The organism is Marinifilum flexuosum (assembly GCF_003610555.1).
Lineage (GTDB): Bacteria > Bacteroidota > Bacteroidia > Bacteroidales > Marinifilaceae > Marinifilum > Marinifilum flexuosum.
This window is the reverse complement of record NZ_RAPQ01000011.1, coordinates 408,926-429,241: the sequence shown is the minus strand read 5'-3', so window position 1 is coordinate 429,241 and position 20,316 is coordinate 408,926. Positions and strand designations below refer to the sequence as shown.

The window sequence follows — 20,316 nt, the reverse complement described above, 5'->3', positions numbered from 1 at the left end:
TCCACTTTACCTGGAAATGCTTTTTCAATAATTCCAATATCCCCAAATTGTAGTCAAATGTGATCTTGACAACTTTTCGATTTCGATGAATATCCCGGGATAATAAAATTCTTGTTTTCATTTCTTTCTATGTAGATTCTCAAATTTAACAAGATCTTATCACATAACAAAACATATACTTATGAAAGGATATTTGTAACTTTTTCCTTTCTCCCTTCTCCTTTTTCCCTTCTCCTTTTTCCTTTCTCCTTTTTCCTTTTTCCTTTCTCCCTTCTCCTTTCTACTTTCTCCTTTCTCCCTTCTCCTTTCTCCTTTCTCCTTTCTCCTTTCTCCTTTAACCCAAAAACACCCAACAGCCCCAAAGGGGCCATCAGGTTTCTTTTTAAGCAAAAGCACGATTATCCCAGCACAAATTCCTTATCCGTCTCATTTCCCGGATAATCAAATGCTTTCACTACAATTTTGTCGCCAGCGAATTCAGTATTGGCAACCGTGGCAGCATATTTCCATTCGAAATCGCTACCATTTTTACTGGCTTGGCAACCATTCTTGTGATAGATCTCAATTTCCAAGCGTTTAATCTTAAACTCTACCTGTAAATGTAAAAGACTATAAATTACATTAAAAAAACATATCATAATTATAAGTTGTGAGAGTTTAAATTGGCAATATACAAATAGAAATAGCCAATTTAGGGGGTGTTTTAGAGTCAAAAACTCGTTTTTTTTACCCATTTTAATCGAATTTCTACCATTTTTACCACAATTTGCATCTCCTGCAAAAAATATCGAGTCTCCTGCAAAAAATATTGGGTCAATTTTAGATGTTATTGAGGCTCGTAGAAAACATATTGGACATATTACAAAGGAATTTGAGTCTCCTACAAAAAATATTGGGCGTTTTACAAATGTTCCTGAGTCTCCTGCAAAACTTAAAATGAACCAATTGGCACTAAAAATAATTAACAGGCCATTTCTGATGATTAGGGTGTAATGTTTTGTTGTATAGCGAATATTGTGGGATTAACGAATGTTACAGGCGTAGTTAGTGTTAACAAAAAAAATGATTTTTTGCAAAACGTCATTTTTGATGTATAAAGCATATAAGAGCTACAGTGCTGGTAATATAAGGCATAAGGACTGTATTGATGGTCTTAAAAAGCTGGGCTATCTCCCTAAATGCGTTTTTGGCTAATTAGACATAACGAAATTTTACAAATGTTTTGGATAAAAATGCTGAAAAATAGACGCTTTACATTTCCTGTAGTGCCCTAGAATGCTGGACTAAGAGGGGATATTAAAAAAAATAAAAAAAAGTTTGAAAATAATAAATAAGTCGCCATAACTTAAGTGTACAGTCAATAAAAAAATATAAAGGAAGTTTAAAACTAATGGGAATGGCAATTATAAAAAGCATTACTAATCATAAAAAAAGATTTTACAGATGTGTAGTTGGGGATGGTGGAGATTGGAGTTTTACATTCCATTACTAACTTTTCGTCGCAATAAACCAGCCAGGTCAAACATCGTTAAACTTTGTGACGATAAACAATCAATCTCCTTTTCCCTTGGGCTATAATGATCTTTTCCCTACAGGCAAATGGTAAATTAGTTTCTCATGCTATCCAGTCTAAATCAATTCCGTAATGGAAATCGAGTGGGAGTCAAGAATTAGTTAAAATGCAAAGCTCAATGTTTGTAGGAATCGGCATCATATACGCAGGTGGGGCCCCATAGGAGAGAAAGCGGTGAATATAAATGCTGTCGAACGAAGCATGAGTGAGACTATCTATTTCTATTCGCTTTTGATCCGTTATGGGTCACTGAGTAGATGCGCCGTAGATTGTTATTCGCGAAATATTATTTCGGGTGCTCATTGTCTCACTTTGTTCGGCAGCCTACTTTCTCATCAATGGAACCGAGCTTTGCGAGCTCATGAATGCCCGTGAAAATTATGAATGAATATAAGAACAGCCCGTCTGGCTAGAAGACAAAAGAACCCCAATTATTTTACTTGCAAGAACAATTACATTGCTGAACAGTCATTTCCTCCTTCTAAGAAATTAGATATCCGCTGTCATGCAAAAACTTCACCAATCATTACTCATACTTATCAATTCATAACTAGAAACTATTATTTTTGCAGCTTAAACAACCAAACACGAATTTTATACCATTTAATTAATAATAGAGAGCGATTTTAAGCTCTCAGGTTATGAAGGTATAATGCCGTTATATAATTTATAAGTATAACATGTATCATACTTGAATTATAATTTACATTCTTTTGAGTGTGAGATTAGGTGAATAAGTATATAAATTAATAATCGGTATTATAAATCCATTATCTAATTAGAAAGACACATTTATGCTAAAAAAGATTTTACTTTTAGGATCGGGTGAATTGGGAAAAGAATTTGTAATCGCGGCTCAGCGATTGGGGCAACAGGTAGTAGCTGTAGATAGTTACGAAAATGCACCAGCCATGCAAGTGGCAGATTACTTTGAGGTAATCAACATGTTGGATGGAGCTGCACTTGATGCAGTGGTGGCAAAGCATCAACCTAACCTAATTGTACCGGAAATTGAAGCAATACGCACCGAGAGATTTTACGATTACGAGAAGCAGGGAATTCAGGTAGTGCCAAGTGCCAAAGCTGCAAACTTTACCATGGATCGACGAGCCATTCGCGATTTGGCTGCCAAAGATCTAGGATTAAGAACTGCAAAATACCTGTATGCAACATCGCTTGACGAAATGTATACCGCAGTAGAAGAGGTAGGAATGCCTTGTGTGGTAAAACCTTTGATGTCATCTTCAGGAAAAGGACAATCGGTAGTAAAATGTCAGGATGATATTCAAAAAGCCTGGGAAATTGCGGGAGCAAAGGGCAGGGGCGATTCAGGTGAAGTAATTGTAGAGGCCTTCGTGAAATTTACCTCAGAGATTACCCTATTAACCGTAACACAACAAGATGGACCAACTCTATTTTGCCCGGCAATTGGTCATGTGCAAGAGCGAGGCGATTATCAGCAAAGTTGGCAACCAGCCTTAATCTCTGATGCAGATGTAAAAGCAGCTCAGGAAATGGCAGATAAGGTAACTGCAGCATTGGGTGGCGCAGGCATTTGGGGAGTAGAATTCTTCATTTGTGAAGATGGAGTAGTATTCTCGGAATTGTCTCCACGTCCACACGATACAGGAATGGTTACATTGGCAGGAACACAAAACTTCTCGGAGTTCGAGTTGCATTGCCGTGCCGTATTGGCTTTGCCAATTCCTGAAATTACTTTGGAAAGAGTAGGAGCTAGTTCGGTAATTCTTGCCCATCAGGAAGGAGTAAATCCTTATTTCGAAGGATTAGAACAGATTGCGGTATATCCAAAATCAGACTTTAGATTGTTTGGAAAACCAACAACCCGCGAGTACCGAAGAATGGGAGTTACCCTTGCTTACGATTCTGTTGATGCCGATGTAATGGCAATAGTTGAAAAAGCCAAGGAAATGGCTGCATTGGTTACAGTGATCAGTAAACAATTAACAATTAATAATTAACAGAAATCAGATAGGTTTTTGTAATCAAGTGATGTGAAAATTGCATTGATTGTTCAATCATAGATTGGTACATGTAAATATTGCCTGTAGGGCATATATCTTTGTAGCCCAGGATAAAGTCGTGATAACGACTGCCATCCTGGGTTAAAATTGTAAGTTTAAATCCGTCGCACATGAAGATGTTAATATTAGATTTCTGCTATCATGCGACGGAACGATCTATGGCACATTTAATAATCCTGAAAATTGCCTGTTCTCATCGAAAAAATCGGACATACTTTGCTTTAAAACACTTGCGAATTCTCCAATTATAATTGCGAATGCATATCTTTGCGAGCTAAACATGAAAGATATGATCCGATCAATAAAACAAGCATTCGATATAATAGACAGCAAAGTTACTGGCATTCCTTACGAAGCAATCGACTACTTAAGACATCACGAAACTTGTGATGAGTTGAATGAAAAGCTGGTATATGCACTTAAAAACGCATATAGTGGAAAAGCCTATTATTCAGAAAAACACAGGATCATGTTGCCAGCACCTTTGTGGTATGCAGTGGTTGCCGAAAAACATTTATCCGAAGAGCTTTTCGAGCCTTTATTGGAAATGTTTACTACCGAGGAAGACTGGGATGTAATGAATGAACAAGCAGTCTATTTGGTTGGATTATTGGCCAAAGCATTTCCTGGTGCATTTCTGGAGAAAGTCTTATTCTTTATTGAAGAGAACATCAGGAAGGAAAACAAAACCCCATACATTTTCTGTTTCGAAGCACTTTACTATGCACAGGATAATCATTTCGAGAGAATCCATGCCATGCTCGATAAGGAGAATTTCCATTGGGTAGATCACTACGTAAGAGTATTGGGTGATTTAATGCGACAAGATACGCTTGAAAAATTCAAGGAGATTCTGCCAAAGTTCGAAGGAAAGCACACTGCTATCGAATTACAATACTACATTGATGTAATGGAAGGGAAGATTACCGACTTTCAAAAAGGAGTAGCATTCTGCGAAATGCGAGATCCGGACTGGAAGAACCATTACCAACATATGGAGCAGATGTTTGCAACCTCACAATCGCCAATACAACAAGAAGTAAAAGTCAATCGTAACGATGCCTGTCCTTGTGGATCAGGTAAGAAGTACAAGAATTGTTGCTTACAGAAACTATCGTAAAAAGAGATTGTAAGCTGTCTTTTTTAGTTGTAAATTTTTGATTCTATATGGAATTTAGTGGGTAATCAAATTATTCCTCACTTAGTTTTATTTTGCTCAAGCCGCATGGCTCTGACTTTTTGCATTGATCAAAAAGTCAGCAAAAAATCTAGGGCGTGTAAGCCCAAACTTCTTCTACTTGAAAACATTAAGTTCGGCGGGGTGATCTTCTCAATTCTTCGAAGCTTCCCCGTCTCTCTAAATGTTATCTACGGATAAGCAGCTTGTCCTTCCAATGCCCTTAGAGCCCGATCCAACTAAGTAGAGCTCATTTGCCAACCTATGAGTTACCCACTATAAATTATACTGAGCTATATTTCTAATTGTATTTAGGTAGGTAGTATAATAAAACGGTTTTACTACTATTGTGGTAAAACCGTTTTTTATAAACCCTAGCGCCAACTACAAGTTTATTTTTTTTTAACCTGAATTATTCATGCCATTAGCTTTTAAATCTTACTGGCAATATAAAGTAGTATGGATAAAAGACAGATTGCATAAAGTGCAAATCCGGCCAATGTTTCCTTTTTAATATTTTTAAGCATCTTGTTTGTATTTTTGAATCAGCTGTTTAACTTGATTTCTCCTGGCAATTACCCAATTTAAAATACCACCTACGGGACAAAAGAATCGGCAAAAGAAATTCGAAAAGAACAAGGCCCCTATGAGTGCTGTAGGCAAAATATACCACTGTATGCCTTCACCTTTTAAAGAGAACAACATTGCAAAGGGTTCATAAGACGATAAGCTAGGATTTTGTGATATAAAGATCAGGATCAGAGACAACCAAATCAGGAATTTTGGAGTAAAAGCCAAAGCTTTCCCAAGTGATTGATCCATTTTAATATTAATTCCAGATATCTGATGCAACAACATTTGACTGGCTCTAAATGGACAAATGGCTGTGCAATACACATTTTTACCCCAAATAATGATCAAGCTTAAGGTTGCAGCAACCAAAAGCCACCAACTTAAATGAGTATGGATATCCGGAAAGTATCCCAATAATATTCTTCCAAAGTGAGTGAGCGAAAGCGAGGCATTAAAAAGAAAGCCAATAAACACCAAGCCTAAAAATAGGTTGAAGTATATCAGTTTCTTACTCTTAAAATAGATAGCCAAAAAGGCAATGATAATGATTAGTGCAACAATTCCCTCTTTGGGAGTAAGTCTCCAGCTTTTCTCAATTCGCGGAGTTTCAAGTTGAAACACCTTATGAGCAATTTGGTAGGAGGCATCACGCGAAGCATTGGCAATGGCCAGCGAACTCACCGTTGCTCCCGATACGGCTTCTACATCCTTTTTTAATTGAAATTCATCATTCAAACTTTTCTCTTCGTATTGTTCGTAGTATTTCTTATTGGAGAGTTTTGCAACAAATGATGGTGTTTCAAAGTTTTTTATTAGTTCTGTTCCTGTAATTAATCCACTGGTATCGCTTACAACCGCTACCTGCAATGGTCCACCATAACCTTGAGATGAACCTGTTGATAAATATCCATAAAGCTTTTCGTTTTTATAAAGGGGATATACTCCTTCCTTTGCTTCTTTCAGTTGAAGGTCTTCAGTTTGAAGTATTTTTAAATGTTCAAGCTCATGGGAGTGATCGGTAAAGATGATACCATAGCAAAAAGCTATGCCCAGGCTTATCCAGGCGATCCAATTGATATATTTTTTCATCTGTTTAAATTTATCTTCATTTGTCAGATGGAACTCACAAGAAATTCAATCATTTACCTGTGTGTAAATTATATGATTGAATTTACATGTTCGATTCATGTACTGTTTAATCCAAATGAATGGAGATCGAAGTCATACGTATCTATGACTCCGATTCTCCTGAAACAAAAACTATTTGCTTGCCGCTTTTTTTAATGCCAGTTTTCTCGATAAAAGAAGCAGAATGAGCGAAGGAATCACGAAAACGATTAATCCCATACTCGCAGCTCTTGGCTCACCTTCCAGTATTGAGCTAAAGGACCAGGCGATACCAAATATGAATAAGAACACTCCAATGCAGATGCTTATCCATGTAGAGATATTAAATTTCAACTTTTGATTGTAATAATATATGAGTCCCATGGCAAGAGTGGTGATTACGCCCAGGGAAAAAAACAATATTTCTATACCTGTAAATATCATGTGTTTGATTTTTTTAATGTGATAAATTTGAGTTGCTGTAGTAAGTAATCCGCAAAAAATTATGCATTAATGTCCATCGTAGCTTTTGCCTTTAGGACTGTAGAATTTCTTAATGGATTCCTTGTCTTCAACATTACCATAACCAAAGAGTTCATCCATTTCACGCATTAAGTCGTGTACCGGACCAGGCATTGCTGCTGTAATGCTATCTACCAATCGGTGATGCCAAAAATCTGGTTTATTGTATGGACATGAAGCCATGCACATTCCACAATCATCACCTAATTCGCCCCATAGTTTGAAACACTTTTTTGCATCAACATGGTATTTTTTAACTCCTTTTTGATTGTACCAGGCATTGTCTTTGTTGTCGTGAGTGGGTTCAAATGATGGTTCTTTGTCATAGGAGATGGCTTTGGTTGGACAAGCATCGGCACAGCGCATGCAGTTTTTACAAAAGTCCATTACTCCGAATGACTTAGGTTTGTCGTATTCTACAAAGTCAAAATCGGTATAAACCTTTGCCAGTCTAACACGAGGACCATACTTATAGGTTACAGCTTGTCCCAATCTCGAAGCTTCTCCCAATCCTGCAGCAATGGCATACGGTACGCTCAATCCCATATCGTTACCGGCAGATACAGCATTAAATCCCAGGTTTTTAAGATAAACAGCCAACTGATAGGGAACTTTTGCCATTTCAGAATAGCCAGCTCCTGCAGCGGCACTTCCTACAAAGGAAGGAGAGGTGGAAATTCCCTCGTAATCCATATTGAAAGCCAATACAATCACTGTTTTTGGTTCAAAAGGAAAGTCACTCCAATCGGTAACAAACTTATCAGGTCCCCAATTGTGAAGTTCTTCCATTTGCTCCTTACTAGGCGGAGCCAACAATGGTTTTCTGAATAAAGGAGGAACAGGATTCAGGAATTTACTGTAATCCCATCTTTTATCTCTTCGAGTAATTCCTACCAAATCAGCACCAAAAAGTTTTGCTGCTCTTTTAATTTGATTGGCTGCCTCTTGTTTGTTTTCGAATTGGTATTTCTCTTTTACAACATAGTCGTTATCAAACAGAGCAAATTGTACCTTATCAGTACGCTGTTCCCATGAATTTACTCCAAAGTTTGGCACTGCAGCCGGACTTGGACCTGCAGCATAATTATTCATGGCCCAAGCACCAGCCATTAGGGCTTTATCAGCTTGGTTGTAACCGATTTTGTCGTTATCGTAAGCAAAGTTCATTTTCTGAACAAATGCTTGTCCGTCAGCAACAATATCATCCTCTACAGTTTCGCCAATAGCTCGTATTTCGTTCACGAAAAACGATCGGGCTTGCACATGATCCCAATTTCGTGGTGGAACATAGTCTGATCGTACTTCTGCAGGAAAATCATCATGTGTGGTTACAATTTTATCCACAAGACGTTTGTCCAATTCTTTGGCTGCAGTTTTTTGCGGTAAAGTAGTTAAGGCACCCGCACCAACAGCGGCTGTTATTCCTCCAATTTTAAAGAAATCTCTTCGATTTAATTTTGATGAATTTTCGTTTTTACTCATTGCGTCAATGTTTTTGTTACAGTTCAAAACTGCATCTAAAACATTGATATAGCGACAAAACCAATAATTTCGGACGTATTCCAATTTTATCGTACCATCAATCTCCTCATTTTAAATCGAAAACTATTCCAGTTCTTTCAGGAATTGAGAAGGTGTTTTATTGGTGAATTTTTTAAAAGCGGCATTAAAGGTAGCTTTCGATTTAAATCCAGCCTCAAATGCCAATGCCAATATGGTGTAGTTCTTGTAAGATTCCAGTTTCGACAAACGCTTAAATTCTTCCACCCTGTAATTGTTAATGTAATCATTAAAACTTTGATTCATTAATCCATTCATAGTTTCTGAAATCTCATGGGAAGAGATATTACATTGTTGAGAGAAACTTGACAAATTTAGCTCTGGATCAAGATATGGTTTTTCAGATTCCATAAGTTGATTCATTTTGATCACGTTTTTTTCAGCCAATTCGCGAGTAAGCTTCGATTTATCATATTTTTTAAATCCACCTAAACCCACTTTTTCGGTGCTTAGATGCAAAGTTCGGGGTTCACTTACAATTACATATGATATTGCATAGCCTAAAAGCATCAAAAAACTAAGGTTGATAATATCCATGGTAGCTTCAGAGCCAGATACAAGGAGAGGGAGGTTGGTTTTAATTTCCAGAATTACAAAATGCACACTCATCATGAAGCATAGCAGCTTAATCAAGCTTGTTCTTTTCTTGTTGTAACTGAATATACTCAGCGACATGCCTTTGATTTGGTAAAAATTCCCAATCATCTTTAAAATCAGGAAAGGGTAAATAATGTAAAGGGAAACCAGTATGTTTTTGGCAATCAGTAAGTATGTGCTTTTTAAAGAGTTGGTATTCAAATACAGGATAAAGATGATCCCGTTTATTAAGAAAGGAAGCAAATGCAATAAGCTTACTTTCGTAAACTTAAGTTTTCCATACAACACCGACATTACATAGTAATATACCACCATTGGAGCCATTGTGGCAATGGGAACTACGCTATAAGGCCAGTTTGAATCTAAAGCAATAAAACCTTTGTAAAAGAAATAGTAATAAACGTAGTGAAATATAATATTAATAAATATGAGCTTTAAGATAAAGTTAGGTAGAGTTCTGAATTTTTTGCGTAGCAATATCAGGATCAAACCAATAATTTGGGCTGAGCAAAAAAGGATCAAATAGGGAATATTCATAAGAGAATAAGTGCTAGTTTAGATTTTTCGAAAAGTAAAGTATTTTTTAAAAAATCGCAAAATAGCTTGCCTTGATTTAAAGTTTGAGAAGGAACAGAGGATTGTTTTCAATCTTAATCGCGATTGCTATTTCTTATTAGTACATTTGATTTCTTTAATAGAATACAACAATGCATACACCAAATACATTAAAAGTAGACTTGTACAATAAGGTGCAAGAGTTAATTCAATCGAAAATCACAGCAAACCATAAATCCTTATCCGCATTAAAAGAATCTGTTGCGAGTGAAAGCAAAAGTACGGCTGGGGATAAACATGAAACGGGTAGGGCCATGATGCATCTGGAGCAAGAAAAGGTGATGCGACAATTGACAACTAACCAAAAACTTAAAAGCATTGTCGACAGGATTAATCCCGAAGTAAAAAATAAAACTGTGCAGTTGGGTTCATTGGTAATCACTAACAAAATATCTTTTTACATTTTGGCAGGTTTGGGGCAAATGGAATTGAATGGCCAGAACTATTTCGTTGTATCATTTCAATCCGATTTGGTTCAAGCTTTTAAGGGAAAACAAAAAGGAGACCAGATTATCTTCAAAGACCAATCGTATACAATTGAAGAAATATTATAATTTAATTTTTAGCTCTTCTGATTAAAGCCCTATTAATTTCCTTAATTAAACTTGGTCCACTGTAGATAAAACCAGTATAAATTTGAATTAATGAGGCTCCGGCATCCAACTTTTCCAGAGCATCTTCTACAGTCATAATGCCACCTACACCAATAATTGGAATACTGCCATTTGATTTTTGATGTATGTATCGTATTACTTCTGTAGATTTTTGCTTTAAAGGATTTCCGCTTAAGCCACCAGCACCAACCGCTTCAATTTCTTTTTTGGAATAGCTCAAGCCATCCCTTGAAATAGTTGTGTTTGTAGCCACGATACCCGCAATTTTGGTGTCCTGAACGATTTCTATGATATCATCCAGTTGGGCTTCATTAATATCGGGAGCAATTTTAAGCAGAATGGGTTTCGTTTTCTTTTTGATTTTATTCAATCCCATTAATTTATTCAAAAGATCTTTTAATGGTTCCTTATCTTGCAACGCCCTAAGGTTTGGAGTGTTAGGAGAACTTACATTAACAACAAAGTAGTTAACATGTGGATATAAGGCTTCAAAGCAGTTAATGTAGTCATCGCTGGCAAGTTCGTTAGGTGTGACTTTATTTTTACCAATATTTCCCCCTATAATCACATTTGTTTTTTTCCTTTTTAGCCTTTCTACGGCTTCCAGCACACCATCATTATTAAATCCCATTCTGTTCACAATCGCCTTGTCGTTTACAAATCGGAACAGGCGAGGTTTAGGGTTTCCATCTTGTGGTTTTGGGGTTAAAGTTCCAATCTCGATAAAACCAAAGCCCATGCTACCCAACATGTCGAAAGCTTCTGCATTTTTATCCAATCCAGCTGCAAGACCAACGGGGTTTGGAAATCTTAAACCAAATAGCTCACGCTCTAATGCAGGATGATTTTTAGTAAGGATTAGTGAAGAAATTTTGCGAATAAAGGCAATCTTTTGAAAAAGTGTTAAGCATGAAAAAGTAAACTTGTGTATTTTTTCAGCATCGAATTGAATTAACAGAGGACGTATAATTAGGCGATATAAACTCATTTTGTAATATTATTTTATACAAAGATAATAGGATATTTTGAAGAAAAAGAGTTTTGTGTCTGATTTAAATGAAAGGATATAGAATTGATTTGTAAATATTAATGAATTCAAAAATATAACTGATTTAACCGGTTTGGATTTCCTATGATTTCGCTGCTATTAATGGTAAGTTCATTTTTTTACCTAAAATATATCGATTTTGCTTTCAAAAAGCATCACGAAAAATTTGTCATAAGTCAGAATATTCCTAAATTCGTTATTCAATTTAAATTTTAAGAACTACTGCATTAAACAGACTAAGTGTTAGATAATGAGTAAATTTAAAGAGATTAAGCTTAACCGATTTCAGCTAAATGTTCTTTTAGATGAAGAGGAAAAAGCAGCTTACGACTATATTGTACAGGAAGGAACATATTGTGTGCATTGCAAGGAGATGTGCACTAAAGGGGTAGATGTAAAAGAAAACTTTTTGAATGATATGAATGATATCCTGATAAAAGGTACTTGCAGGGTATGTAATGGTAGGGTAAGCAGGTTTATTGAATATGGAGAGTTTGATGAATTTAGTGAAAAAGCGCTTCGATTCAGAATATCCATTGGAGCTGAATAAAGAAATTCGAATAAGATATACTTCCCCTTTTTCTAAGAAAAAGGGGATTTTGGTTTTGAATGATTTGTATTTAATAGATTAAGTGTTGCATGATACCCTCTAATTAATCTTGTTTAATAATAGTTAAAGTATTGAGAAACTGAGTAGTTGGGCTTGTTTTGATTGCTGAAAAAAAGAAAAATATTGTATATTTAATAGTACACCATTAACTATACAATACATGAAAAATAATAAGGTGATTATAAATTTTTGTCCAACTGGTATGGTCCCTACCAAGGGTATGACGCCATTTGTACCGATTTCGCCACAAGAAATTATAGAACAAACCCATGAGGCTTACGAAATAGGAATAACCATTGCTCATTTGCATGCACGCGAAGATGGTGGTATTCCGACCTATACGAGTAATGTATATCGTGATATATTTGAAGGAGTACGCAAGCATTGTCCGGATTTGATAATTTGTGGCAGTACTTCAGGAAGAAATTTTCCTGAATTTGAGAAAAGGTCTGAAGTAATAGAGCTAAAACCCGATATGTGTTCCTTGACATTGAGTAGTTTGAATTTTGTGAAACAAGCATCTGTAAATGCTCCTGATATGGTTCAGCGTTTGGCTCAAAAAATGAAAGATTATGGCGTAAACACAGAACTGGAATGTTTTGATTTAGGGATGATCAATTACGGAAAATATCTAATCAAAAAAGGAATTATTGAAGGCCCGTTTTATTGGAACTTACTTTTTGGAAATATTGCCGGATTTCAGGCGAACTTTCAGCAAATAGGAACAGCCGTTTCTGATATTCCAGAGAATCATTTTATTGGATTAGCAGGATTAGCCGCTGATCAGTTAAATGTAAACGCAGCGGCAATTGCAATGGGGTATGGAGTAAGAGTTGGACTTGAGGATAACATTTGGTGGGATGAAAGCAGATCTCGTAAAGCAACGAATATAGAACTGGTTCAACGTATCCATTCTTTAATTTCAATTCATGACAAACAGTATTTTTCTCCTAAAGAATTTGGGAACCTAGGATTTAGAAACGATGGCGTTAAAAAGAGATGTGTATCAGTTAATGGGATTTGATCCCAATTGGATTTGTGTGATTCACGATTTACTCTACCATAATCATAAGAAGGAAATTGCCTTTGATGTATTCCTGAATATGGAATTGGAGACCAAAGCTAATGATTGGCTTCAAGAAATTCATTTTCAGGCACAAGCAATTGAGAGGGTAAACCCTAAGCTTCCAATTCTATTTGGTTTGGTAAGCCCTAAGAATAAATACCCGGTTTACAAGGATTTTTCTAAGGTTTTGGAACGAGATGATTACGATAATTTCATTGCAGATTCGTCAATTGTTAGTGTTAGTAGCAAGCTTGGAAAAGCGCTGTTAATAGATCATCAATGTGTGATTAGTGCTCAAACGAAGATAGGTTTTGGCGTTAGCATTAAAAGAGGTGCAAAAATAGGACATCACAATTTCATTGGCGATTTTACTGATATTAATCCCGGAGTTATCACTTCAGGAAATGTAAACATTGGAAAAGCATGTGAAATAGGTTCCGGTGCAATTGTTAAGAACAATGTTGTGATAGGCGATAATACATTTATCGGTATGGGGAGTGTGGTAACCAAAGATATCCCTTCAAATAGCATTGCTTTCGGAAACCCTTGCAAGGTGATCCGAAAGAATGATATTTGGAACTTTTAAAATACAGAACTGTTTATTGGTATTCTGAAATCTTAAATGCAGATTTTAAATCATCCTGCAGAGATACAATTTCTTTTTCGATACTTTTAAAGGAATTTTTTTCAATTTCAGTCAGATTTTTAAGCAATACATCATTTTCAGGCCAATCGTTATCTAATATTAAATTTACTTGCCATTTAATTCTTAAATGCATCAGAAAGTTATACATGGCCTCGATTTCTTCAGCATTTTTTTCGGGGATAACACCTAATGCCATCAATTGATTCAATCGTAGCAAACTATTTGTTTCTCGGATTGAATGGTGAAGTGCATGTATTCTAAGATATCCAATTATGGGTTGTAAATATTTTTTAATATTAACAGACTTTTTGTCCATGATCGGTTTTACTCCAATCACTGTTTTAGCCAGTTGATTATAAAAATCAAGATTATGATCCAGTTCGGCATATACATGTTCAAACAGATCATCTACCAACTTGTCGTCGCCATAAATGTTTCTTAAGTCAAGAAAAATTGAGCTATCCAATACATTAGGCATATCCGGATTGTTAATCCATTTCGAGAAGTAGTTTTTCCAAATATCAATAGAATTACACCATTCAGGATTTCCAGCCATTAAATCACCTTTGCATCGTGAGTATCCAATGGCATGCAGGTTTTCATTAATGATTTCGGAAAGCTTTAAAAAGTATGACTTGTTCTCATCGCTATCATCGGCAAATATAATGGCGTTGTCTTGATCGGCTTTTAAGCTTTGTTCAGAGCGACCTTCGCTTCCCATAGTGATAAAGGCAAACTTACATGGTGCAGGGCCAACTTCCTGAATTGCAAGTTCAATAATTCTGGAGCTGATGGTATCGGCAATAGAAGTGATAATACGCGATACACTATTAATGTTTTCTGAGCTGGTAAAAACAGCTTGTATTAATATCGGAACTTTGTTATGAATGCGTTTAATACTTTCCACATTGTTACAATCGTTAATCTGATTGATTAAATGAGTTAGCGAGTTTTGCTGCATTTCCAAACATTGTTTGCTGCTGATATTGCCTATAATATCACCGTACTCATTTTCGATTAGCAGGTGTGATACATTGCTTTGCTTGAAACGTAAAATAGCTTCATATAGCAAAGCATCATTTTTGATACTGATCACAGGAGCAGTCATAATTGTAGCTACAATAGCATCAGTACTTCTCTCATTTGCCAATACTCTTGTTCTTAAATCAGTATCGGTAATAATTCCAATGATTTGATCACTTTCTTTAATGCAAATTAATTTGCAGTTCTGATCAGTCATTAGTTTGGCAGCATCTTTAATATTGGTATTTAATTGACAACAAACATTTTTTTGAATCAGGTTATCGATTGGCTGATTCATTAATTGCAGCGAAAGCTGAATGTCTTCCGACATTTTATTGGCATCTAATCTTAAACGCTTTTTTTCAGTTACATTTTTAGCAACAATAATGTATCCTACTTCGCCTGATAGCGTGATTTGTGTAACGGAAACTACAACAGTTTCGCGACCCGCTTGAGCGTTTACCAGTTCTGTTTCAAAAGTGGAGGTTTTCTGTGGATTCTCGATTTTGCTTACCAAATCGGTCCAACTCATCTTAAACAAGTCTGAGAAATTGGATCCTACTATGTTTTCATTATCGAATAATTTTGTGAACTTATTGTTGGCAAAAACTACTTTCTCATCCACTAACATTAATGTCCCTTCGGTAGAGGCATTTACAAGGCTTTTGTATTTCTGAATGGATAAAAGCAATTGCTTTTCAGCCTTTAATCTTTTTTCCTCAATAATTCTTGTTTGGCGAAGCACATATAGTAAAATGACTGCAACAAAAAGAATAATAGTGAAAGATATTTTTAATAAAGTCTTCTTCAGTTGGCTGATTTCCATTTCAACATCATCCAGGTAAATGCCAGTACCAATAACCCAATTCCATTCAGAAAATCCCTTTACATAGGATAGTTTAGGAGATATTTTAGAGGCATCATCTTTCCATTGCCAGTAATATTGAATAAAACCTTCTCCTTCATTTTTTACGAGTTCGGCAGCATCAACAAATAGCTTGTTCTCATGATTATCTGAAAAATTAGAAAGGTCGGTGCCGTTAAGGTCTGGACGATAGGGATGCATAATCATTTTTGGACTATTGGTAATAATCCAGAAATAATCTTTCTGTTCGTTACCATATCGCATTTTCCCAATGTGTTCAGATGCTTTTTCCTGTGCTTCCAACAAATTAATCTCACCATTGTGGTAGGCTCCCTGATATTCCGATAATACACTCCACGCAGCATTGGTTAATTCGGAAATTGTTTCCTTTTTGCGATCCATCATACTGCGTTCGAATAAAGGAATAAGGATAATATAGAAAGTGATCACAAACATTGAGATTGCTAAAATGGTAGGAATTACAATGCTGTAAATAAATTTATTATTGGCCTTTTTCATGCAATTAAAAATTTGGAAGTAGTAGAGAAAATCTACTTTTAGTATTCAGGTAAATATAGTAAAACTTATTAGTCGGATTCATACAATATATGATTAAAGCTGACTGCTTGCATATGAATTGAAAAAACTAGAGGGATTTTCAAATGAATATGATTGTTTGATGGATCATGTCAATTTGTATCATAGATATTATATTAACAAACTAATGAAGCAATTCAATAATTCACAATACTGACTGCTTTTAAATACCATTTATAAGTCATAGTTGAAAACATGGGCTACTAATGCGAAAAAGCATATTGTGTATGTGGATGACTCGCTTTCAAATACTTGTAATATCAATAGAAAGCTAGGGTTTAAATAGAAAGAATATTAAATAGTAAAACACAGGCAGTGTACTCTTGGTTTTTAACAAAAAATGACTTGTTTTGTATTGCAAATTTAAAAATTACACATCATGTTGAGTAAGATTATAAGATTGATTATTGCTGGGATTCTACTGTTGGGTTCAATCTTCCTGTTTATTAAAAGTTTCATTGGATTAGGTATACTTGCTGTACTGGTATCGGGATTATTTGTATTGTTGCATTTTAAGAACGAGAAAAACTTGATTGCTTTTTATTTTCTTAGAAAAAATAAATTTCAGTCTGCAGGTAAAGTGCTGAGTGGAGTGAAGCATCCTGAAAGAATGATCAAAAGCCAAGAGGCATATTACTACTATTTATCAGGATTGATTTTTTCGCAAGAGCATAAAAACAATCAGGCGGAAAAGCAGTTTAAAAAGGCTTTAAATATCGGTCTAAGAATGAAAACGGATAAAGCGGTAGCGAATTTGAATTTGTCGGGCATTTACCTTTCCAGAAGAAACAAGAAACTATCTAAGTACTATTTACAAGAAGCCAAGAGCTTAGATAAACAAAAAATGCTTTCAGCTCAAGTTAAAGAGATTGAGCATATGATGAAAAGAATCTAAAGCTGTTCTAATTGATAAAACTTAACCTGACATATTCTTTGTCAGGTTTTTTTGTACTAAAAAACTTTGCTTAGAATAATATCAAATATCAGTACAGAACCTCCTGGAATGGCTCCATAATCAGTACTTCCATAGGCCAAATGTGATGGGATGATTAAAATTCCTTCTCCACCTTCTTTAAAATAGGATAAGCCTTCTTTCCAACCTTCGATGACTACCGATAGGTTAATTTCCAGGTTTTCACTTTTATCGAAAATATTGCCATTGGTCAAGTAACCAATATATGCAATTGAGACATTGCTCTCAGGAGTGGGGATTTTGCCTTCTCCCTTGCTTACAATTACATAGTGCAAACCTGATTCTGTTTTTTGTGCATCAAGCTGATGTTTTGAGATATATGCTAGAATCTCTTTCTCGTTAAGTTGCTTAAATTTGTTTTTCTTCATGATAATAGTACTATCTTGCAACAACAAAATTAGATATTAAAATCATGCATCCTATTTTTTGTTTTGTTGGAGGAGCAATTCGCTTTGCAATTCTGTATATACAATCTTTAATTTCAGGAAAGGAGAGACCCAAGTACATCATGGTTTGTCAGAACAAATCAAATGCATGGTTTGGCTTTCTGCTTATTATTCCTTTGCTGCTTTTGTATTTGTTGATATACCAGTGGTAAAATATGATTTCATATCACAAGAATATCTATATCAGCTTGCCCAAAAATATCTTTGGCAAAATTCATTTCTTCATTGCTTGCTTCTCTTAAAAAAGAAAACTCTTTTCTGATGCCATGATTTCGCATCTTAATTAAAGTTTTTCCAACATTAGGAGATACCGATTTCATTATTTTGGCAATTTCTCGCAATTCACTTTCGTCATTATTGTAATTGGGAGTCAGAACAAAACGAAGTTCCTTTAGCTTGTTTTTATCGTTTAAATATTCAATTGATTTTAAGATCTTCTCGTTAGAATAGCCTGTTATTTGCTTGTGTGTTTTAGCAGAATATGCCTTGATATCCAGCATTACACCATCAATTAAGGGGAGGAGAGAATCCCATTTTTTCTGCTCGATATTTCCGTTAGAATCAATTAAAATGGATAAATGTTTTAAGCCGGAATGCGATTTGATTTCCTGAAATAACAAGCTTAAGAATGGAGCATGAAGCATTACTTCCCCACCTGATACGGTAATACCCGAAATAAAATCCTTTACTTCAAGAATTTCAGAAATAATATCCTCAACCGACATTTGTTTGTAAAATGGGCTACTGTTTTCAGGGCAAACTTTAATGCATTCATCACAACGAGTACAGCTATTTTTATTGTGGATGATTCGTTTGTTTTCAGAATCAATCTTCAAACTGTTGGTGGGACATGTATCCACACAAGTACCACATAAATTGCACAATCCTATGGTGTGGGAATTGTGGCAATACATACAGTTTAAATTGCATTCCTGAAAGAATATAACTATGCGGTTGCCAGGTCCATCAATCACACTCGATTTGATGATTCCACTAATATTTGCCTGCAACTTGCTCATTGGAAATTACTCGTTTCGAAATACGATTGTCTACATTGGCATTGTCCATAGAATTGGCCGCAAACAGAGCACTGCCATATCTCGATCCTTCTTCCCGGAACTCTTTTAAATCGCTTCTTCTAACCAAATAGCCAGTAATACGGATAAATTCACCATTCGATAAATTAAAGGTAAACATTCGCATGCCTTTTCTAAACGCTCCTTTGATAATATCCAGAATTGCTGCAGGATTTCTTTTTACGGTTTCATCAAAGTGGAAAATATCACTAATTCCTCCATTAAACAGGTGATGATGTGGAGCGACAGTATTGATATGTGAATAGATGTCAGGCTCAATTCCAATTGGAATTCGAGCTCCTGCAGTTTCCTCTATATCAATATCGATACCCGATTGAGCATGAAAAAATGCTTTGCCATTATTTCCTTTACAGTAAGGAACTTCCCTTGCATCCACAATTTTCTTCATCTCTTCCAAGATAAGATGTGCAAGCTGATTGGCTTCTTCATCCTTTCCATATATTAGCTCTTTACCACTGCGTTTCATCAACTGATTTACACATTCGGCAAGTCCATAAAAACCAAACATGGCTGAGAAATTATCCAGGGAAATAATACCTTCTTTGGCAAGAAAATCCGTATCGTAATACTTAACGCTTTCTACCAGGTATTTGCTTCTTGCTTCGATAACATCCAATGTCATCTTACAATATTTTTTCAATGTGCCTGATATAAAACTTTCAGCATCACCACTGTGTAAATCCGTTATTTTTTTAAGATTTAAACGAATAAGAGTATGAGAACCACCACCTACAGGCAAAGAGTTATAGCAACTCACTACACCATATTCTCCTTTAAAATCAGCAGCAGTCATCTTGTGATTGGCAATATGTGGTTTTGCTACCTCAAATACTGTTTTGCTGGCCTCAAGTAGAAGTTCATCGGATGTAATTTCCGGATCATATTTCAATGTAAGGTTCGGAACAACCTGTTTTAATTCCCGTTCAATTCTTAAAATTACTCTGGCAATAACATTGTCCTCTGGTCCTATGTTGATATGAACAAAAGCATCAGGAAGTGTTCGGTCTATGAATCGCCAAAAAAGCTTCATCTTTTTGTAGATTTCATCTTCCGACAAATCACCAACATAGTTAAGCAGTAATGTGTCGATATTGCCTAGGTAAACAGAATAACCTGTAATTGATGGAACCTGAATATAGAGTATTGATAGAAAATTAATGGCCTCGTCGAAATTTGTAGGAGGCTCTAATTCAAGATAGTTTACTCCATTTTTTAAAGCGTAGGCATAATCAGGAAGAACATATCTGGGACGATAAGGAGCAGTACCTTCAAATAAATCGCAAATAATTTTCTCATTTAAGGCTTCACCTGCTTCTTTTGAGATATCAGGATAATCCTGTGTGCTTTCTGCAATATAAGCCAAATGGTGCTTTTTTTGTCGATAATCTAAATTGCCATCGGTCAGAACTTGTAATACTCTATTTTTGATCTCTTCCATTCTTCTACTTTCTTTATTCCCTTCAATCCAACGGATTTTAATGCCTCAAAAATATACAAAAGAATGCAGGACGGTATAAGAAATCAGAAAATATATTAAGAATGAATATTTTGTTTGGTTCACC

The 20,316-nt window shown here is 35.5% G+C and carries 19 protein-coding genes; 8 read left to right on the top strand and 11 right to left on the bottom strand.

Annotation, left to right across the window (positions count from 1 at the left end):
- Nucleotides 1-179 precede the first annotated feature (179 nt).
- Together BXY64_RS17990 and BXY64_RS17985 are read right to left on the bottom strand one after the other, a co-directional pair.
- A complete protein-coding gene (locus tag BXY64_RS17990) occupies nucleotides 180-371 on the bottom strand; it encodes a hypothetical protein (protein WP_120241365.1) in 192 nt (63 codons plus the stop codon).
- A gap of 27 nt (nucleotides 372-398) precedes the next feature.
- Nucleotides 399-638: a hypothetical protein gene (locus BXY64_RS17985; RefSeq protein ID WP_147376039.1), complete on the bottom strand. Its 240-nt coding sequence runs from the start codon at nucleotides 636-638 to the stop codon at nucleotides 399-401.
- Nucleotides 639-2,367: 1,729 nt separating this feature from the next.
- Here BXY64_RS17985 and purT point away from each other — a divergent pair.
- Nucleotides 2,368-3,555 (top strand): formate-dependent phosphoribosylglycinamide formyltransferase, encoded by a 1,188-nt coding sequence (gene purT / locus BXY64_RS17980; RefSeq protein ID WP_120241363.1) that lies wholly within the window; start codon nucleotides 2,368-2,370, stop codon nucleotides 3,553-3,555.
- 352 nt (nucleotides 3,556-3,907) lie between these two features.
- On the top strand, nucleotides 3,908-4,738 hold the full coding sequence (locus BXY64_RS21645) for a YecA family protein (protein WP_317124615.1): 831 nt from the start codon (nucleotides 3,908-3,910) through the stop codon (nucleotides 4,736-4,738).
- Between the two features lie 576 nt (nucleotides 4,739-5,314).
- Here BXY64_RS21645 and BXY64_RS17970 read toward each other — a convergent pair.
- The 4 genes from BXY64_RS17970 to BXY64_RS17955 all read right to left on the bottom strand — a co-directional run bounded on the left by BXY64_RS17970 (nucleotide 5,315) and on the right by BXY64_RS17955 (nucleotide 9,643).
- Nucleotides 5,315-6,457, bottom strand: coding sequence for an FMN-binding protein (locus BXY64_RS17970; protein ID WP_120241362.1), 1,143 nt, complete (start codon nucleotides 6,455-6,457; stop codon nucleotides 5,315-5,317).
- A gap of 171 nt (nucleotides 6,458-6,628) precedes the next feature.
- Nucleotides 6,629-6,919 (bottom strand): hypothetical protein, encoded by a 291-nt coding sequence (locus tag BXY64_RS17965; RefSeq protein ID WP_120241361.1) that lies wholly within the window; start codon nucleotides 6,917-6,919, stop codon nucleotides 6,629-6,631.
- 66 nt (nucleotides 6,920-6,985) lie between these two features.
- Entirely contained in the window at nucleotides 6,986-8,479 is a 1,494-nt protein-coding gene (locus BXY64_RS17960; protein WP_120241360.1) for a reductive dehalogenase, read from the bottom strand.
- 123 nt (nucleotides 8,480-8,602) lie between these two features.
- On the bottom strand, nucleotides 8,603-9,643 hold the full coding sequence (locus BXY64_RS17955; protein WP_211334539.1) for a helix-turn-helix domain-containing protein: 1,041 nt from the start codon (nucleotides 9,641-9,643) through the stop codon (nucleotides 8,603-8,605).
- Between the two features lie 218 nt (nucleotides 9,644-9,861).
- Here BXY64_RS17955 and BXY64_RS17950 point away from each other — a divergent pair, with 218 nt between their 5' ends.
- A complete protein-coding gene (locus BXY64_RS17950; protein ID WP_120241358.1) occupies nucleotides 9,862-10,323 on the top strand; it encodes a 3-oxoacyl-ACP synthase in 462 nt (153 codons plus the stop codon).
- Between the two features lies 1 nt (nucleotide 10,324).
- Here BXY64_RS17950 and BXY64_RS17945 read toward each other — a convergent pair whose 3' ends face one another.
- Nucleotides 10,325-11,371 carry a quinone-dependent dihydroorotate dehydrogenase gene (locus tag BXY64_RS17945; RefSeq protein WP_120241357.1) on the bottom strand — a complete coding sequence of 349 codons (1,047 nt, stop codon included), beginning with the start codon at nucleotides 11,369-11,371 and terminating at the stop codon, nucleotides 10,325-10,327.
- A 310-nt stretch (nucleotides 11,372-11,681) separates the two neighbouring features.
- On the opposite strand from BXY64_RS17945, the gene BXY64_RS17940 reads away from it, so the two are divergent.
- From BXY64_RS17940 to BXY64_RS17930, 3 genes are all read left to right on the top strand, one after another.
- On the top strand, nucleotides 11,682-11,981 hold the full coding sequence (locus tag BXY64_RS17940) for a hypothetical protein (protein WP_120241356.1): 300 nt from the start codon (nucleotides 11,682-11,684) through the stop codon (nucleotides 11,979-11,981).
- A gap of 220 nt (nucleotides 11,982-12,201) precedes the next feature.
- Nucleotides 12,202-13,065 (top strand): BKACE family enzyme, encoded by an 864-nt coding sequence (locus BXY64_RS17935; protein WP_120241355.1) that lies wholly within the window; start codon nucleotides 12,202-12,204, stop codon nucleotides 13,063-13,065.
- The gene (locus BXY64_RS17930; protein WP_120241354.1) at nucleotides 13,025-13,693 is read left to right on the top strand and encodes an LbetaH domain-containing protein; all 669 of its coding nucleotides are present in this window, start codon (nucleotides 13,025-13,027) and stop codon (nucleotides 13,691-13,693) included. The genes BXY64_RS17935 and BXY64_RS17930 overlap by 41 nt, the downstream gene beginning before the upstream one ends.
- Nucleotides 13,694-13,706: 13 nt before the next feature.
- Here BXY64_RS17930 and BXY64_RS17925 read toward each other — a convergent pair whose 3' ends face one another.
- Nucleotides 13,707-16,160, bottom strand: coding sequence for a DUF294 nucleotidyltransferase-like domain-containing protein (locus BXY64_RS17925; RefSeq protein ID WP_120241353.1), 2,454 nt, complete (start codon nucleotides 16,158-16,160; stop codon nucleotides 13,707-13,709).
- Between the two features lie 457 nt (nucleotides 16,161-16,617).
- Here BXY64_RS17925 and BXY64_RS17920 point away from each other — a divergent pair, with 457 nt between their 5' ends.
- The gene (locus BXY64_RS17920) at nucleotides 16,618-17,133 is read left to right on the top strand and encodes a DUF2892 domain-containing protein (protein WP_120241352.1); all 516 of its coding nucleotides are present in this window, start codon (nucleotides 16,618-16,620) and stop codon (nucleotides 17,131-17,133) included.
- A 56-nt stretch (nucleotides 17,134-17,189) separates the two neighbouring features.
- Here BXY64_RS17920 and BXY64_RS17915 read toward each other — a convergent pair whose 3' ends face one another.
- Nucleotides 17,190-17,579, bottom strand: coding sequence for an FKBP-type peptidyl-prolyl cis-trans isomerase (locus BXY64_RS17915; protein WP_120241351.1), 390 nt, complete (start codon nucleotides 17,577-17,579; stop codon nucleotides 17,190-17,192).
- Nucleotides 17,580-17,623: 44 nt separating this feature from the next.
- Here BXY64_RS17915 and BXY64_RS17910 point away from each other — a divergent pair, with 44 nt between their 5' ends.
- Complete coding sequence (locus BXY64_RS17910) at nucleotides 17,624-17,809, top strand: hypothetical protein (RefSeq protein WP_120241350.1); 186 nt, start codon at nucleotides 17,624-17,626, stop codon at nucleotides 17,807-17,809.
- 9 nt (nucleotides 17,810-17,818) lie between these two features.
- Here the strand turns inward: BXY64_RS17910 and BXY64_RS17905 are convergent, their stop codons facing one another.
- Nucleotides 17,819-18,676: a YjjW family glycine radical enzyme activase gene (locus BXY64_RS17905; protein ID WP_120241349.1), complete on the bottom strand. Its 858-nt coding sequence runs from the start codon at nucleotides 18,674-18,676 to the stop codon at nucleotides 17,819-17,821.
- Nucleotides 18,651-20,192, bottom strand: a complete 1,542-nt coding sequence (locus BXY64_RS17900; protein ID WP_120241348.1) for a YjjI family glycine radical enzyme — start codon at nucleotides 20,190-20,192, stop codon at nucleotides 18,651-18,653. The genes BXY64_RS17905 and BXY64_RS17900 overlap by 26 nt, the downstream gene beginning before the upstream one ends.
- Nucleotides 20,193-20,316 lie beyond the last annotated feature (124 nt).